This is a genomic window from Rhodococcus jostii RHA1, assembly GCF_000014565.1.
GTDB lineage: Bacteria > Actinomycetota > Actinomycetes > Mycobacteriales > Mycobacteriaceae > Rhodococcus_F > Rhodococcus_F jostii_A.
Map to the genome: position 1 here is coordinate 150,492 of NC_008269.1, position 15,741 is coordinate 166,232.

At 63.9% G+C, this 15,741-nt stretch carries 16 protein-coding genes and 1 pseudogene; 9 read left to right on the forward strand and 8 right to left on the reverse strand.

Translation table 11 applies throughout. The features are described from left to right. The first annotated feature begins 20 nt into the window (after positions 1 to 20). The 8 genes and pseudogenes from RHA1_RS36345 to RHA1_RS36380 all read left to right on the forward strand — a co-directional run. Positions 21 to 1,139, forward strand: a complete 1,119-nt coding sequence (locus tag RHA1_RS36345; RefSeq protein WP_011599091.1) for an acyl-CoA dehydrogenase family protein — start codon at positions 21 to 23, stop codon at positions 1,137 to 1,139. Between the two features lie 6 nt (positions 1,140 to 1,145). Next, a complete protein-coding gene (locus tag RHA1_RS36350) occupies positions 1,146 to 2,342 on the forward strand; it encodes a CaiB/BaiF CoA transferase family protein (RefSeq protein WP_011599092.1) in 1,197 nt (398 codons plus the stop codon). Next, positions 2,339 to 3,493: a zinc-binding dehydrogenase gene (locus tag RHA1_RS36355; RefSeq protein ID WP_011599093.1), complete on the forward strand. Its 1,155-nt coding sequence runs from the start codon at positions 2,339 to 2,341 to the stop codon at positions 3,491 to 3,493. The genes RHA1_RS36350 and RHA1_RS36355 overlap by 4 nt, the downstream gene beginning before the upstream one ends. Next, positions 3,490 to 4,614, forward strand: a complete 1,125-nt coding sequence (locus RHA1_RS36360) for a glycoside hydrolase family 88 protein (RefSeq protein ID WP_011599094.1) — start codon at positions 3,490 to 3,492, stop codon at positions 4,612 to 4,614. Before RHA1_RS36355 ends, RHA1_RS36360 begins: the two co-directional genes overlap by 4 nt. A 58-nt stretch (positions 4,615 to 4,672) precedes the next feature. Further along, positions 4,673 to 5,854 carry a GAF domain-containing sensor histidine kinase gene (locus RHA1_RS36365; protein ID WP_050787560.1) on the forward strand — a complete coding sequence of 394 codons (1,182 nt, stop codon included), beginning with the start codon at positions 4,673 to 4,675 and terminating at the stop codon, positions 5,852 to 5,854. Next, entirely contained in the window at positions 5,851 to 6,489 is a 639-nt protein-coding gene (locus RHA1_RS36370) for a response regulator (RefSeq protein WP_007296717.1), read from the forward strand. Before RHA1_RS36365 ends, RHA1_RS36370 begins: the two co-directional genes overlap by 4 nt. A 122-nt stretch (positions 6,490 to 6,611) precedes the next feature. Continuing rightward, positions 6,612 to 7,931 (forward strand): MFS transporter, encoded by a 1,320-nt coding sequence (locus RHA1_RS36375; RefSeq protein ID WP_016885007.1) that lies wholly within the window; start codon positions 6,612 to 6,614, stop codon positions 7,929 to 7,931. A 128-nt stretch (positions 7,932 to 8,059) separates the two neighbouring features. Then, positions 8,060 to 8,528 (forward strand): annotated as a pseudogene (locus RHA1_RS36380) (Hsp70 family protein); the annotation flags it as partial. Between the two features lie 88 nt (positions 8,529 to 8,616). On the opposite strand, the gene phtC reads toward RHA1_RS36380, so the two are convergent. The 7 genes from phtC to RHA1_RS36415 form a co-directional block, all read right to left on the reverse strand. Further along, positions 8,617 to 9,348: a 3,4-dihydroxyphthalate decarboxylase gene (phtC, locus tag RHA1_RS36385; protein WP_011599098.1), complete on the reverse strand. Its 732-nt coding sequence runs from the start codon at positions 9,346 to 9,348 to the stop codon at positions 8,617 to 8,619. Further along, a complete protein-coding gene (locus RHA1_RS36390; RefSeq protein ID WP_011599099.1) occupies positions 9,345 to 10,586 on the reverse strand; it encodes an NAD(P)/FAD-dependent oxidoreductase in 1,242 nt (413 codons plus the stop codon). Before RHA1_RS36390 ends, phtC begins: the two co-directional genes overlap by 4 nt. Then, positions 10,586 to 10,780 carry a ferredoxin gene (locus RHA1_RS36395; protein WP_005256000.1) on the reverse strand — a complete coding sequence of 65 codons (195 nt, stop codon included), beginning with the start codon at positions 10,778 to 10,780 and terminating at the stop codon, positions 10,586 to 10,588. Before RHA1_RS36395 ends, RHA1_RS36390 begins: the two co-directional genes overlap by 1 nt. A 37-nt stretch (positions 10,781 to 10,817) precedes the next feature. After that, complete coding sequence (hcaB, locus tag RHA1_RS36400; protein ID WP_011599100.1) at positions 10,818 to 11,624, reverse strand: 3-(cis-5,6-dihydroxycyclohexa-1,3-dien-1-yl)propanoate dehydrogenase; 807 nt, start codon at positions 11,622 to 11,624, stop codon at positions 10,818 to 10,820. Further along, positions 11,621 to 11,932 carry a hypothetical protein gene (locus RHA1_RS36405; protein WP_007297300.1) on the reverse strand — a complete coding sequence of 104 codons (312 nt, stop codon included), beginning with the start codon at positions 11,930 to 11,932 and terminating at the stop codon, positions 11,621 to 11,623. Before RHA1_RS36405 ends, hcaB begins: the two co-directional genes overlap by 4 nt. Beyond that, a complete protein-coding gene (locus tag RHA1_RS36410; RefSeq protein WP_007297301.1) occupies positions 11,929 to 12,480 on the reverse strand; it encodes a 3-phenylpropionate/cinnamic acid dioxygenase subunit beta in 552 nt (183 codons plus the stop codon). The genes RHA1_RS36405 and RHA1_RS36410 overlap by 4 nt, the downstream gene beginning before the upstream one ends. Positions 12,481 to 12,551: 71 nt before the next feature. Continuing rightward, positions 12,552 to 13,982, reverse strand: coding sequence for an aromatic ring-hydroxylating dioxygenase subunit alpha (locus tag RHA1_RS36415; RefSeq protein ID WP_007297302.1), 1,431 nt, complete (start codon positions 13,980 to 13,982; stop codon positions 12,552 to 12,554). A 190-nt stretch (positions 13,983 to 14,172) separates the two neighbouring features. Between RHA1_RS36415 and ophR the strand changes: the two genes are divergently transcribed. Beyond that, complete coding sequence (gene ophR, locus RHA1_RS36420) at positions 14,173 to 14,979, forward strand: transcriptional regulator OphR (protein WP_011599103.1); 807 nt, start codon at positions 14,173 to 14,175, stop codon at positions 14,977 to 14,979. Between the two features lie 47 nt (positions 14,980 to 15,026). On the opposite strand, the gene RHA1_RS36425 is transcribed toward ophR, so the two are convergent. Then, positions 15,027 to 15,692, reverse strand: coding sequence for an N-carbamoylsarcosine amidohydrolase (locus RHA1_RS36425; protein ID WP_011599104.1), 666 nt, complete (start codon positions 15,690 to 15,692; stop codon positions 15,027 to 15,029). Positions 15,693 to 15,741 lie beyond the last annotated feature (49 nt).

The following is a 15,741-nucleotide window of genomic DNA, read 5'->3' on the forward strand; positions in this document are numbered from 1 at the left end:
GCAGAAACCAGGAGCAATTCATGAGTATCGAACACCGCGAGTTCCGCGCGAGCGTCCGCAAACTCGCGCAGACCAAGATCGCACCGCATGCCGCCGACGTGGATGACAAGGAGCGATTCCCGTCGGAATCGTGGGCGGCCTTGTGCAGCAACGACCTTCCCGGACTTGCACATCCCGAGAGCCTCGGTGGGAGTGGAGCCGATCTCCTCTCCCAGGTCATCGCAGTGGAGGAAGTCGCAGCATCCTGCGCAAGCTCGGCGCTGGTGATGCTGGTCAACTGGGCGGGCACGTCCACAGTGCTGAGTCAGGGCTCCAACGAGTTGAAGCAACTGGTGGTACCGGGTGTCGCGTCGGGCTCCGCCGGCGCTGCGTGGTGCATGACCGAGCCGCGCGTGGGTTCGGACCTGTCGGCCATCGCGACGACCGCAGTACAGGATGGTTCCGACTGGATTCTGAATGGGCAGAAGCGATTTATCAGTAATGCGCCGTGGGCCGACTGGTACGCGGTCCTGGCGAAGACCGGCGACAAGTCGCTCGGTGTCTTCATCGTGCACAAGGACGATGACGGCGTCAGCTTCGGTGCGCCCGAGAAGAAGATGGGAATGCGCGGCAGTCCGACGGCCGATGTCGTCCTCGACGGATGTCGGCTCCCCGCCGTTCGTGTCGTCAATGATCCCTATAGGGGGTTCCGGTACATCTCCGCGGAACTGAACGTCAGCCGCGCACTCATCGCGGCGCAGGCCCTCGGAATTGCGCAAGGCGCTTTCGATGCCGCCGTCTCGTACACGACGAACCGCGACCAGTTCGGCCAGCCCATTTCGCGCTTCCAGCTTCTGCGGGGCATGGTCGCCGATATGGCCGTCAAGATCGAGTCGGCTCGTTCGCTGCTTTACGACGCGGTCCATCTCATTCAGGACGGGGATCCGGCGGCGCGTGCGAAGGTGGCCATGGCGAAGCTGCTGTGCAGCGACAATGCCATGTCGGTGGCCACCGATGCGCTACAACTGCACGGCGGCTACGGCTATGTTCGTGACTATCCGGTGGAGCGGATGATGCGCGACGCCAAGATCACTCAGATCTATGAGGGCACCAATCAGATTCAGCGACTTCTCATCGCCAAATCGGTTTACGGAAAGTAGGGCGTCGTGCAACACATTCAACAGCAAGCGCTGAGCGGCATCCGAGTACTCGATCTCGGCGAGATCATGCAGGCCCCCATTGCGGCACAGGTTCTCGGCGACCTTGGCGCCGAAGTGATCAAGGTCGAGCGAGGTGTCAATGGAGACATGCTGAGGGGCCTGGATCGCGATTCACTCGAGGCAGGTCGCCCAGGCGCCTACTTCGCCGCGGTCAACCGCAACAAGCGCAGCATCGCACTCAATCTGAAATCTGCTGAGGGGAAAGATATTCTGCATCAGCTGCTCGCGGAGACGGATGTTCTCATCCACAGCTACCGGACCGCGGCGGTCGAACGGCTCGGGTTGACATACGACGACCTGCAGGAGCGTTACCCCAGGCTTGTCTACGGTACCGCGACCGGATTCGGGGAAACCGGACCGTATGCCCACAAGGCCGGCCAGGACATGCTCGCGCAGGCGCTCAGCGGGATGGCGAGGTCGTGCGGCGACCCGTCGATCTCGGCGTACGTGCATCCGGTACCGACGGTCGATTATGCATCGGGTATGGCTCTGGCGCAAGGGATTTTGGCCGCACTGTTCGAACGCGAGCGTTCCGGCCGTGGCCAGAAGGTCAGCGTCAACCTCTTCGATACGGCACTGTCGCTGCAGACCCTCGAAAGTGCCTCGCTGCTCATGGACCGGCGTGAGACCAACTGGGTGACGGATTGGTACAGCGGCATCTTCGAGACGACGGATGGTCTGCTGCTGGTGCTCGGCCTGTTCCGCGACAACCCCCTGCAGCTGGCGTGCAAAGCACTCGGCATCGACGATCTGTCCGTCCAGCCGTCCTTCGCGTCGCCACAGCTCCAGGCTGAGAACAAGGAGGCCGCCAACGCGGTCCTGCGTCCACTGATCGCGCGGCTGAGCACCACCGGGGCGGCGGAACAGTTCGACGGGGTCGACCTGCTGTGCGCACCGCTGCTCACCCTGCAGGAGGCGCTCGATCATCCCCAGACGCGCCACAACGGCACGCTCGTCGACGTCGAGGTCGAGGGTGTGCGGACGACCCGCCTGATCGGCAGTCCCGTCACTTTGTCCCGTACGCCCGCACAGGTACGCCGAGGGGTGCCCTCGGTGGGTGAACATTCCGACGAAATCCTTCACGAGCTCGGGGTATCCGAGTCACGTGTCCAGACATTGCGCAGCAAGGAAGTGATCCGATGAGTAATGCGACGCAGACGGACCCGGCGAGCCGGACCACCGGCACGGCCACAGCGATGGTGCTCGAAGGGTTCGGGCGGGCCATGGCGCCGAGGACGTTCCCACGCGTGGATCCCGACGCCGGCGCGGTCGTCGTCGACGTGACGCACGCGGGAATCTGTGGAACGGACATCCACCTGCAACAGGGTCGCCTGGCCATTCCGGTGCCGGTCATCCTGGGGCACGAGGCGGTCGGTCGAGTGCACGCCCTCGGCGAGGGTGTCACGACGGACGCGCGTGGCGAGGAGCTTCGCGTCGGAGATGCGGTGTCGTGGGCATCCAACATCCCGTGCGGGCACTGCTACTACTGCGAGGATCAGCAGGAACCGTCACTGTGTGAGACCCGCAAGGTGTACGGCATCAATCAGTCTTCGGCTGACTGGCCCCACCTGTCGGGTGGGTGGTCCGAGCAGATCTACCTCCAGCCCGGCTCGACGATCGTCCGCATCCCGTCCTCGGTGACACCGCAGCAGGTGATCGCTCTCGGCTGTGCCGGACCGACTGCCGTCCACGCGGTGAACAGGATCGCCAAGCCTGACGCAGGCAATGTCGTCGTGGTACAGGGCAGCGGACCGGTCGGACTGGCGTGCGCCATGTACGCCACGCTCGCCGGGGCGGCGAAGGTGATCATCGTCGGCGGACCGGCCAACCGTCTGGAGGTCGCGCGGACGGCCGGCATCGGCGACATCCACATCGACATCTTCGCTGAGACGGATCGAGCGGCCCGCCTGGATCGAATTCTCGCGGAAACGACGGGCGGGCGCGGTGCCGACGTCGTCATCGAGGCCGCCGGTGTACCGACGGCGGTGTCCGAGGGAATCGACATCGCCCGGCGCGGCGGCAAGTACCTCGTCGTCGGCCAGTACACGGACCACGGCACCACGCCGATCAACCCCCACTACATCACGAAGAAGCAGCTGCAGGTGCTGGGAAGCTGGGCGTTCTCCCCGCACAACCACCTCGAATACGTCGAATCGCTACCCCGACTCGCAGCACGGTTCGACCTCGCCTCGATGGTCACCGAGTACCCGCTCGGGAAGGCGGAAGAGGCTATGGGTGACATGCGGGACGGGCGCTCGCTCAAGTCGGTTCTGGTGACCGGAGGTCAGTCGTGACCGGCTCCCGGTACACCGCCGCCATCGAATCGATGCTCGAGCGTATCGACTCGACCGCCAAGCAGAGCAGCGGCAAGTTCCCGCACTACGGTGACCCTGAATCCGGCGAATGGACCACCACTGCCGATGGAAACTGGACGGGCGGATTCTGGGGCGGACTGGCCGCACTCGGCTTCGTGGCGTCCGGTGAGGACCGCCTGTCGCGACTCGCCGACGAGATCACCGAGCAGGTCCTGCCCCGGGAGAGCTCCGATACCGCCTTCCGCGGCTTCCTCTTCTGGTATGGCGCGGCGGTCAACCACCTCGTCACCGGAAGCGCGAGCGCATCCGAGATCGCGCTGGCGGGTGCCCGCGGGCTGCTCGCCAGCTTCAACGATCGAGCGGGCGTGATCCCGCTCGGCGCGGAAGCGGAGGAAGCGGAAGCGGTCGGCGAGGGCGCCGCGAACATCGACGCCGTCCCGGGCACCGTCGCCCTGCTGTCGTGGGCGTCGGCGCAGACCAGCGACCCGCGGTTCCTCGACGCCGCGATCCGCCACGCGGAGCGGCACATCGAGCTCTGCATCCGGGCGGATGGTTCGGTCTGTCAGTCGGCACTGTTCGACACGACCAACGGTGCACTCTTGCGCCGCTACACCCACAAGGGCATGAACGACGACACCACCTGGGGTCGGGCGCAGGCGTGGGCGATGGTGGCGTACGCCCAGGCCGCGCAGTGGGCGTCGCCGTCCTTCCTGCCGACCGCCGTCCGGCTGGCCGACTGGTGGCTGGACCGCACGCCGACTGCCGGAATCGTGTCATGGGACTTCGACGCCGGCACCGGACCGCACGTCCCGATCGACACGTCCGCCACTGCCATCGCCGCTGCCGCGCTGCTCAAGCTCGCCCGACTGGTTCCCGACCGGACCGACTTCCGGGACAGGGCCGTCGCCCACGTGAATGCGCTCCTCGACCACCTCACCCCGACCGGACCGCACGACAGCAGACTGGCAGGGATCCTCATGGACGGTTGCTTCGACAAACGCCGGGACTTCGCTACCCGGAACGAGTTGATCTGGGGCGACTACTTCCTGCTCGAGTGCCTGATCAGCCTGGACGGCCGGTCCGATACTCTGACACTGTGACCCAGCCGACATGAACGGGTTGTCCAACGCCGGGGGGAAGAAAGATCGAGGAAAGCCGGTGTCGGAAAGTACGCATACCGCAGCTCACGAGTTCAAACACTCGGACGTCAGGACGTCCATCCTCGACGACCTCGCGCTCTCGCGTGCCGAACTGCTCGTCCTGACCGACGAAGCATCGGCCATGACCACGGCAGGTCAGCGCATCCGGGAGATCGGCGCCTTCGACATGTCGCTCGTCGGGCGCATCGAGGTCGACGGCGCGATGGTTCACCGCAGTTGGCAGGGGACGCAGAGCAACGCTCTGCACCGACTGGTGGTGCCGGAGGGGGTCGGACTCGGCGGAAAGAGCATCATGCTGCAGAAACCTGTTTGGGTCCGGGACTACCTGTCCGACGCCGGAATCACTCACGACTTCGACGCGCTCGTGGCGCAGGAGTCACTGCGAGGAATGCTCGCAGTGCCCATGGTGTACGAAGGTCGTGTCCTCGGTGCCGTGTACGTCGGCACCCGCGAATATTCGTCATTCGGTGATCGAGTCATCGCGGAGATCCAATCGACCGCCGCGACTGCCGCCGTCACTCTCGTCAGCGCGCAGAGGGCCGCAGCCCAGACGGAGCTCGCGATCGAGGCCGAACGGAATCGGCTTGCCGAATCCCTGCACGATTCCGTGAGCCCGGTCCTCTTCCGGATCGGTGCCGAACTGCAGAGTCTGCGTGCACTGGGCGACGCTCAGGCGATCCACGATCGGCTGCAGGAGATCACTGATCAGGTACACGCCGTCAATGCGTCGATTCGCAGGTCGCTGACCGACCTCAGCGCGCGACCCCCCGAGCGGGAACTCCCAGTCGGCATCGAGGAGGACTGCCAGTCGTTCGCGCTTCGGACCGGTATCCCGGCCCGTTTCGTACCGCTGACCGAATCTCCGGATCTCGACGCGAGCCGCGTCGAGGCCCTCCAGCGACTGGTCCGGGAGGCGCTCGTCAACGTCGAAAAGCACGCCGACGCATCCACCGTGGTGGTCAGCCTGTCGGTTCGGTCGGGCAGAGTGACGGTCGTCATCAGCGACGACGGCCGGGGCGTGGACGGGGCCGACGACCCGGCGAGAGGAAGCCAATTGGGGCTCGGGCTGGCCGCAGGACGGCTCGAGCGGCTCGGTGGCGGCATGTCCGTAGTCAGCGGCGACGAAAACGGCACCACCGTGCGCGGCTGGGTAGACGCAATCGACGGGTCGGGTGCATGACCGAGCCGTCGAAGACGATCCGCATCCTCGTCGTCGACGATCATCCGATCGTGCGCGGGGGGGTCGAACTTCTCGCGCGAGAGGACGAGAACCTCGAAGTCGTAGGAGGTGCACTGACCGGCGCCGCGGCGGTCGAGCTGGCCCGCACCCTCCCCGTCGACGTCATCCTCCTCGATCTGCGACTTCCCGATATCCCTGCACCCGAACTCATTCCGCGACTACGGCGGGTCGCGCCGCACGCGCGGATACTGCTGTTCACCGCATTCGCCGATCACGGCGCCATCGATCTGTTGATGGAGGCGGGTGCGGACGGATGCCTCGTCAAGGACATCAGCGGGCAGGACTTCGCCACGGCCATTCACCGCGTGTCCGGCGGAATCCGGGTTGTCGACCCAAGACTGGCCGGATCGCGAAGAGTCGTGACATCCGAAGCTCTGTACCGGGCCGGCCTGACTCGCCGCGAGTACGAGGTGCTGCGTTTCGCGGCAATGGGTAACAGCAACCCCGAAATCGCTCAGGAACTGTCCCTTGCGCGGAACACCGTAAAAACCTATTTGCAGAGCGCCATGCAGAAACTGAACGCGCGCAATCGCGTCGAAGCCATTGCGCGTGCCCACGAACTTCGCTTGCTCTGAACGTAATTCGTTCACCAGGCAACATATCCCCACCTCTCCACCTGGAGATGTTGTGTGTCCTGGATCACCCATACATTCGAGCCACAGGAATCATTCCGCAATCGTGGCAACGGAGGCCATACATGTTCACAATGTCCCAAACCTCGAAAGTCGGATTTGCCAGCGGTGTCGGTACGACAGTCGAATGGTACGACTTCTTCATCTACGGCACCGCGGCCGGACTCGTGTTCAACAAGATCTTCTTCCCCGAGTTCGACTCCCTGATCGGCACTTTGCTCGCCTTCGCCACGTTCTCCGCCGCCTTCGTTGCGCGTCCGATCGGCGGAGTGGTGTTCGGCCACTTCGGTGACCGGATCGGACGGAAGTCGATGCTCGTCATCACCCTGACCATCATGGGCTTCACCACCCTCGGAGTCGGGCTGCTCCCGAGCTACCAGTCCATCGGCGTCGCCGCGCCGATCATTCTCGTGACCCTGCGCTTCGTGCAGGGCCTCGCGCTCGGTGGCGAGATCGGCGGGGCGATTCTCATGGCCGTCGAACACGCGCCCGCCGGCAAACGCGGCTACTACGGCAGCTGGGTGCAGATGGGGGTGCCGGCGGGATTGATGTTGGGCAACACAGTCTTCCTGTTTATGGCCGGACTTTCCCCCGAAGCGTTCGAATCCTGGGGTTGGCGAATTCCCTTCCTGATCGGGGGTGCGTTCGTCGCGATCGGCCTCTTCGTCCGACTGCACGTCGGCGAAAGCCCGAACTTCGATCGCGTCAAGAAGAACGCAAAGTTGGAGAAGCTGCCCATCGGGGTGGTCCTTCGCCACTACCCCAAGCAGGTCCTCCTGACCTGTGGTGCTTACTTCGCCATCGGGGTCACCTTCTACGGCACCACGGTATTCGGTCTCAGCTACGGCGTCGCGCAGGTCGGCTACACGCGGAACCAGATGCTGACACTCGTCCTCGTCGCCATGGCGGTCACGTTCGTCGCGCTGCCGTTCTTCGGCAAACTGTCTGACTCCTACGGCAGGAAGCCGGTGTTCCTGGCAGGAGTCGTCGCAATGCTGCTGTTCACCTTTCCGTGGTTCTGGCTGGTGAACAGCGGATCCTTCCTGCTGGCGATGGTCGGGTTCGTGTCGTTCTGTCTCGCCTTCTCGACCTCCTACGGCCCGCTCGCAGCCTTCTTCGCCGAAGCCTTCGACACCCGCATCCGCTACACCGGAATCTCCTTCGGATACACGATCGGCACCCTTGCCTCGAGCGCTCCCGCGCCAATCGTCGCCACGTACCTGCTGGATCGCACCGGATCCTACGGCGCCGTCGCGCTGTTCATGGTCGCAATGTGCGCCATCTCCGTCGTCTGCGTGATCGCCATGCGGGAGACCTACCAGCAAGATCTGTCCGACAACGACGAAGCCGCGGGACAGGAGCGGTTGTCACCGACTTCCACGTAGGCGGCTTCGCCGCCCGTGCGCCCCTTTTACTGACTTCTCCGTGGGTCGGGTCGAGTAACTGTGGTCACCCCCGAGGCTGAGTGTCGCGAGCGCGATAACCGGTCTCGGGGGCGTGGGGCCCGCAGTGTCAGCAGACCCATCAACCCGTACTGGTCTTCGACCTCGGCGGCGGCACCTTCGATGTGGGCCTGCTCGACGTCGGCGAGGGAGTGGTCGAGGTCCGTTCCACGGCCGGCGACTCCCACCTCGGCGGCGACGACTTCGACCGACGCCTGGTGGACTACCTCGCCGACGAATTCCAGCGTGCGGAGAATATCGATCTGCGCAAGGATGCGCGGGCGTTGCAGCGCCTCTTCGAGGCCGCGGAGAAAGCCAAGGTCGAGTTGTCCTCGGTGACACAGGCCCAGGTCAACTTGCCCTTCGTCACCGCTGACGCGAACGGTCCAAGCACCTCACCACCACGATCATGCGACGAAGTTCGAGGATCTGACGGCGGATCTGGTGGAACGCTGCCTCGACCCCGTGAAGCAGGCGATGAGTGACGCCAAGGTCACCGCCAACGACATCGACGAGGTGATCCTGGTCGGTGGTTCGACGCCCCCGTGTTTAGACGCCGCACTCGTAGGGAATCAACACGCACGTGTCTCAAGTAGGTTGACAATTACCGTCGGTACCCACGATTGGCCTATACCGTCGCTGCGCGTGCGACCTCGTGTCGCCAGACTGCGCCGGTGTTGAAGTTGGCGCCCAGGTCGGGAAGATCCTCCCAATCGGCGTCGTCGATGTCGACGAGCGTGCCACCCGCGCTCACGACAGCCAAGGACATGCGCGCCAGCTCTTCCAGGCTGGCGGCCTGCAGAACCGACTGTTGCACCGACGACGCGACGGAGGTGATGCCATGTCCGCGGCAGATGACGACGGGTCGATCGCCCATCGCCGTCACCATTTCCTTGCCGAGTTGGGTGCTATGAATCAACACTGCGCGGCGGTACACCGGCACCCCACCCCGCGCGAGAACTGCACCGGGGATGTCGTAGGCCCCGTAGATGGGCCGCAGCGAGATACCCGCTAGGTCGGCTGCAACAATCGACGGGGGGTGCAGGTGCGCTACAGCTCGGATGTCCGGCGAGGCCCGCATCGATTCGACGTGAACGGGCAACTCCTTGGGTACCTGATAGCCGTTGTCGAGTTCACCTGGAGCGCCGGCTGTTCCGTCGAACCGTACGAGTCGAATGTCGGACGGGCGTGTATAGGCCACGCCGGTGTCGTCTGCACTGCGACACCTGATGAGCAGAAGGTCAGGGGAGACTCTGAAGCTGATGTGGCCCAGGATGCCCTCCATCAAACCCCGGGCAGCGGCAACCCTGCACGCCTCGGCTACGACGACCCGTGCACCCTCGATATCCGTCTCGTTCACGTGGTTTCCTTGACCGTGGTGCGGGCTGATACCGTCATTGCCTCGAGACGTGCCGCAAACTCGGCATATTCGACCCCGAGTGCGATCGCTTTGCGGGCGGTGACAAGCGCTTTCGGCCAGTTGACGACGACGACCCCGGTCAGTCTGCCGTTCTCGTCGGGGTAGCAGACCGCGAACCGAGCCTTGTTCGTCACCTCGCCGATGACAGTGTGCGTCGACGAGCCCACCAGTCCGACCGTCTGTATCTTCCAGTCGTACTGATCACTCCAGACGTATTCGACCGGTTCGTGGCGTATCTTCTCGTCCGGGCGAGCGATGTTCCGGGCGACCACGACGGCTTGCTCCACCGCGTTCGTCCAGTGCTCGAGCCGGGTCGAACCGCCGCGTCGGGTGTTGTCGAACCGGCACACGTCGCCGACTGCGTAGATGTTGTCGTGACCGATTGCACGGCAGTACACGTCACACACCACACCATTGCTCACCTCGAGACCGGAGGACTCGAGCCAGTCGTCGTTCGGTATCGCCCCGATACCGACGACCACCGTGTCGGCGGCGAGCGTCGACCCGTCGGACAAGCCGATCGCGAAGGACCCGTGCTCACCGTGCACGGACTCGACACCGACCCCGAATCTGGTGTCGACGCCGCGACGCCGATGGAGGTCGATGAACAGCTCGCCGATCTCCGCACCCATCACGCGTGCCATGGGCACGGGTTCTGGATCCACCAGCGTGACGCGCATCCCGAGTTCGACCGCGGTTGCCGCGGTCTCCGCGCCGATGAAGCCGCCGCCGATAATGACGAGGTGGTCGGTGGTGCCGAAATGGCGGCGTAGTGCGCGGGCGTCCGCGGCTGTTCGTATCACGTGCAGGCCGTTCGGCGTTCCCCACGGTGACGGTCGGGCGCGAGCGCCGGTGGCGAGCACCAGGTTGTCGAACGCGACCCTCGTACCGTCTGCGAGTTCGACATCCTGGTTTGCCGTGCTCAGCCGTATGGCTGGTTGGCCCAACCGAAGCTCGAGATCGAGTTCCCGAGCCTGTTCGGTGGTCAACAACGTAATCTCGGCCATCGTAGAGTCACCTGCCAGGATCGACTTCGACAATGGCGGCTTGTCATAGGGCAGTTCGCCTTCGGCACCGATGAGAATGATGGCGCCCGGATACCCTTCCGACCGCAGTGCCTGTGCAGTTCGGACACCACCGATCGATGCGCCGACGATGACCGTGGTCGATTCCGGCATCAGTCTTCGATCCAGAGCGCGGAGACCGGGCAGGAGCGGGCAGCACTGTCGACGCGTCCCCGTTCCGATTCGGGGACCTCCACACTCAATAGTTCGACGACACCGTCGTCGTCGATGTCGAAGTAGTCGTCGGCAGCGACGACGCAATTGGCATATCCCTGACATGCACCAAGATTCGCTTTGACGACAGCCATCGCGGTTTCCTCTCTTTCCGAACTGGTCGAACTCGTATCAGCGGGTCGAAGGTTTGGGGGCTCCGATTCCGAAGCCGCCGTCGGGATGCGTCGCGCCTGCGGTGATTCCTCGGGATCTGTCGGAAGCGAAGAAGACGAAGCTCCACGCGTGGTCCTCACCTGAGAGGGCCACGTTGAGCGGTGTCCGCGCCGCCAACTCGTTTGCACGATTCGGATTGTCGTCGAGTCGATCGGCGTCGCGTCCCAGGCTCGCCAACCCGCGCAGGTCGGTGTTCAACGTGCCGCCTGGGGCGACTCCGTTGACGCGAATATCTGGGGCGAGCTCGTAGGCCAGGGTGGTGACCAGCCCGCGTACGGCAAATTTGGATGACACGTAGAGCACTCCGCCTCGTCCGGGATAGAACGACGAGGCAGACTCCGCCAGCACGATCGACGATCCGCGGTGCTTGCGCAGTTCCGGTACGGCGGCCTTGACCGAGTGCATGTGGCTGAGCACGTTGGTTCGGAACATCTCGTCGAACGCCACGTCGAGTGTGTCCGCGGGGATGTCCTCTATGCCCTGGTAGAAGTCGAAGATCCCGACACAGTTGACCAGTGTGTCGAGCCCTCCGAACGCGGCGACCGCAGCCGCGACGGCAGCGTCGTTGTCCGCCGCGCGTGTGGCGTCACCTTCGATGACCGGTACCTGGGGTAGGTGTTCGCGCAGCACTCGACACTTGTTCGGGTCACGCTCGAGTACCGCGACGCACGCGCCTTCGGCGAGGAACGCATCGACGACTGCTCGCCCGATCCCCGAGCCCCCGCCAACGACAAGTGCCCGCTTGCCGTCGAGCCAGCCAGTCATTCGTTGTCTCCCTCTGCGATCAACGGAGCAAACATGTTTCCCACCATCGCGGCGAAGGTGGCCGGGTTCTGCCAGGTCAGCGCCTCGAGTTCCAGCGGGTCCACACAGACCCACTGTCCGGACTTCGGGGCGTGCACCAGCAGCCGTACGCCGTTGCGGGTCGCCACCTTGTGCACGTTGACCTCGGCGAATTCGTTGGCGATGGTCAGCGGATCACCGACGGCACCAGCCAAGAGCTGCGCGAACTCGTCTGTGGCACGGCGCGCGGCGCGTGCGTCCTGCTCCTCGCCGTCCCACTGCAAGCTCATAGGAACACCGCGAGATTCTGCATCCGCATCACGGACTCGTCGACAAAGATGGTGCGTCGTGCGAGCTTCCATTCGTCACCGACGCGCCTGAGCAGATCCTCGCGTCCACACGAGACGAGTGCCGACTCATTGACATCGCCTCTGCTGCGGAACAGCAATTCGGCGCTTTCGACGACGAGGTGGTCCTCGGCGTCGGTGAGGAAGGTCCGGATGTTGGTGATGTAGTGGCGCAGTCGTGACGGGGGATCCTCGGTCCACGCGTGCTCGGTGACGAACCGCGCGACCCGCCGGCTCAGCGAATACTTGTTCTCATCGAAATGTGCCATTCCTGGTGAGGTGTCGAATCCCGAGTTGAGCGCCGTGGTTACCCGAACCGGCATGAGGTAGTGGATATCGTCGGTGATGTTGTCGAGCCAGGTTTGGTATTCCTGTGCGTCGAGCAGATATGCCTCGTCGATCAAGAATTGGTGCGCGTCCAGGTGCCGTCGATCGTCGAATCGCAGCGGAGTTCCGGTGCGCGTGACGCGCGATGCATGGTCGCCCAGCACGGCTTGTTCCGAATAGGTCGAGCCTTCACCTACGCGGCTGTAACCGGTATTGGTAGCTCGCACAGAGGTGGTCATGCCAGCACCGCCCCGTTGACAGTCGCGTCCTTGCTGTGGTCGCAGCTGCCGTTCGTCGGAGTCAGCGGCCTGATTCCGTCTGGATTGTCGGTTCCCACCGATGTCGGCCCCACCTCCAGTGCCGGCTTTTCGAGGTAGTCCGCCCACATTTCGAGAAGTTTGCGCTGGTTGGCCTCGTTGTATCCGACCTGCGCCGTCCCGGGGCCGTGGAACTCGTCGGCGGTGAGCTCATCGGAGACGCGTGTCCCGTCCTCGAGCAGACCCATGCGACTGTTGAGTAACAGGCGCCGCGCCATCGATCCTGCGGAGGTGTTCGTCAGCGACACCCAGTTCTCGACATCGTCCTGTTCGAACATGCCGGTGGATCCGAAGCACATCAGGTATGCCTTGTACGACTTCTTCTTGAATTCTTCCGGCGCGCTCCGGTCGACCGCGAAGAAGGACAACACCTCGGTCTCGTTCTCACTGATCGGTTGCCAGAGTCGAATGGAGATGAACGGCAGAACGTCGTCGCCGTCCTCGACCTTCGGCCAGTTGTGCACGAAGCTCAGGTTCGGAAACACCGATGCTGCCGAGATCATGAAGCCGTCTGCGCCGATTACTCGCTGCTGCTCGTCCGACCACACCTCCTTGGCCCGGTCGGTCATCTCCGCGGTGTATCCCACGTACTGCATGCGCTCGTCGAAGGTGCCGTCTGGCAACTTGTACGTCGTTCCCCCACCTGGTCCTGCCCAGTAGGTTGCTCCGTCCTTGCGCTTCTCCGCTTTCGGTTCGCGGAACAGGCCGATCTCGACGACCGAGGTGTGTGTCTGCGGCGTGTGGTACATGTCGCCCGCGAAATTCTCGGCTCCGATCTTCCAGTTCGCTTTGACCCTCCAACGCTGCGGGCCCCGTACCTCGAGCCCCGACTCGCTCTGCTTGGTGTAGTAGTCGAGGTAGAACTTGAAGTCACCCAGATAGTCCGACAGCGATTCCGCGTTCGGATCCATATTGATGAAGATCATTCCGTTGTAGCTGTCGAGATTGGGTGCAGGGAGGAGTGTCTGGCCCTTCTTCTTGAAGCCCTCCTCGCCCCCGTACGCCTCCTCGTGGAACGGCAGTCCGATGATGCGGCCGTCGTTTCGGTACGACCAACCGTGATAGGGGCAGCGAAAGTTCGACGCGTTTCCCATTTCCGCGCGACACACCTGCATCCCGCGGTGCAGACACATGTTGAACATCGCCCGAATCCCCCCTTTGGAGTCGCGGGAGATGATGAACGAATCCTCGAGCACCCGGCGGACAACGTAGTCCCCCGCCTGCGGTACCTCGGATTCGTGCGCGACGAACAACCACGATCGACTGAAGACGGTCGCCTTCTCACGCTCGAAAATCTCTTTGTCGTTGTAGATGTGCGCCGGGATCATGCCGCGGCGAATGTCTTCCATCGCTTGTGTGTGGTGGGTCGTCCGGGGTTCCAAGGTTCATTCCTCTTCGATCGACGATGGCGGTCTCTCTGCTATGCAGAAGCGCCTTCTGTTAGCTAGATGTTGCTCTCTTCAGTCCGACGAGTCAACCCCCTGCGCGTACGCGGATTCCACCCGCTGGCAGGTCGACCGCACACCCGACCTGACACGTATGCTCTCTGCTATGCAGAACCACGGTCCACGGCAACAGGCGCCGGAGGCGACACCACCGCAGTACCCGATCGAATCCGTCGACAACGCACTTCGTCTGCTGTTGCTGCTCGGTGAACAGACCGAAATTCGGCTGACCGAGGCGAGCCAGTACCTCGGAGTTGCGTCGTCGACGGCTCACCGACTTCTGGCGATGCTCCAGTACCGGGGCTTCATTCGGCAGGATCCGGCCAGCAAGGCCTATCGTCCGGGCCCAGCGCTGACGGGGGTCGCGTTTGCGATTTTTGCCAGGCTCGACATTCCTCAGACGGCGGCACCGATCCTGCGCACCCTCAGCGAGGAACTGCGTGAAACTGTCCATATCGGGGCACTCGACGGTCGAACCGTGCGCTTCATCGCCGCCCTGGAGAGCCCATCGGCAGTCCGGGTTGCGTCCCGGTTGGGCAAGGTCATGCCAGCGCACTGCACGTCCACCGGGAAGGCCATGCTGGCGGAACTTTCCCTCGACGAACTGCATCAGCTGTACCCGACCGAGGAACTGGAACAGGTGACTCCCCAGTCCATCAGCACGCGGACCGAGCTCGAAGCCCAACTGGAAGAGGTCAGAAGGAACGGGTACGCGGTCAACCGGGAGGAATCCGAGGAAGGCGTTGCCTCCGTGGCCGTCTCGGTCCCGACGAACGCCCCCGGCATGCGCCTGGCAATGAATGTTTCAGCGCCCAAGCACCGCCTGCGCCCGGCACAGGTACGCAGCATCGGCCGCGCCCTGACGGACGCGGCTGATCAGCTAGCGGCAGCGCTCGGGTGAGTGTCCGGTCCACCCAGCGAGGTACGTTCTCGCGGGCACTGTGACCGTCAACTCGACGACGGAACGCTCTCGAGGTAGGCGCTGGCCTCGTCGAGTCCGACGACGTCCCCGTATTTGGCGTCGATATCGAAGAGGCTGGCAGTGTGCGGTAGTGCCGCCCGGTCCCCCACTGCGTCCTCGACCACTATGGTGTGGAACCCGTACGAGCAGGCGTCTACCGCGGTGGCACGAACACATCCGCTCGTGGTGCAGCCCACGATGATCACGGTGTCGATCCGGCGGCTGATCAACCGAGCGGCCAGGTCGGTGCCGAAGAAGCACGATGCGTACTTCTTCACCAATGTCGTCTCACCTGGCTGTTGTTCGAGCCGCTCGTCGATCTCGACCCATTGACTGCCCTCGACCAGATACTTGTTCGAGGGGATCTTGCCGATCCAGGCGCCGGCCTCTTGGAGTTCCGCGTCGTAGGCCACTGTGGAGAAGATGATCGGCACCTGGGCCTTTCGCGCGAGCGCGAGGAGAATCTTCGTTGCGTCGATTTGGGTATCGAGGTCACCTGCGAGCGGCGAACGGCGATCGGTGAAGCCCGTGATCAAGTCGACCACCACCACTGCCGGCCGCACGCCGAAGCCGATGCGGCCGCCCAGACCTTTCTCCCGGAATTCGGTGCGCAACCGCTGGTATTCCTCTGCTGCGGCAGTCAGGGCGCTCATCAGTGTCCTCCGGAAAATGGGTGTGGGCATGGGCCGGAAAGGCCCACTG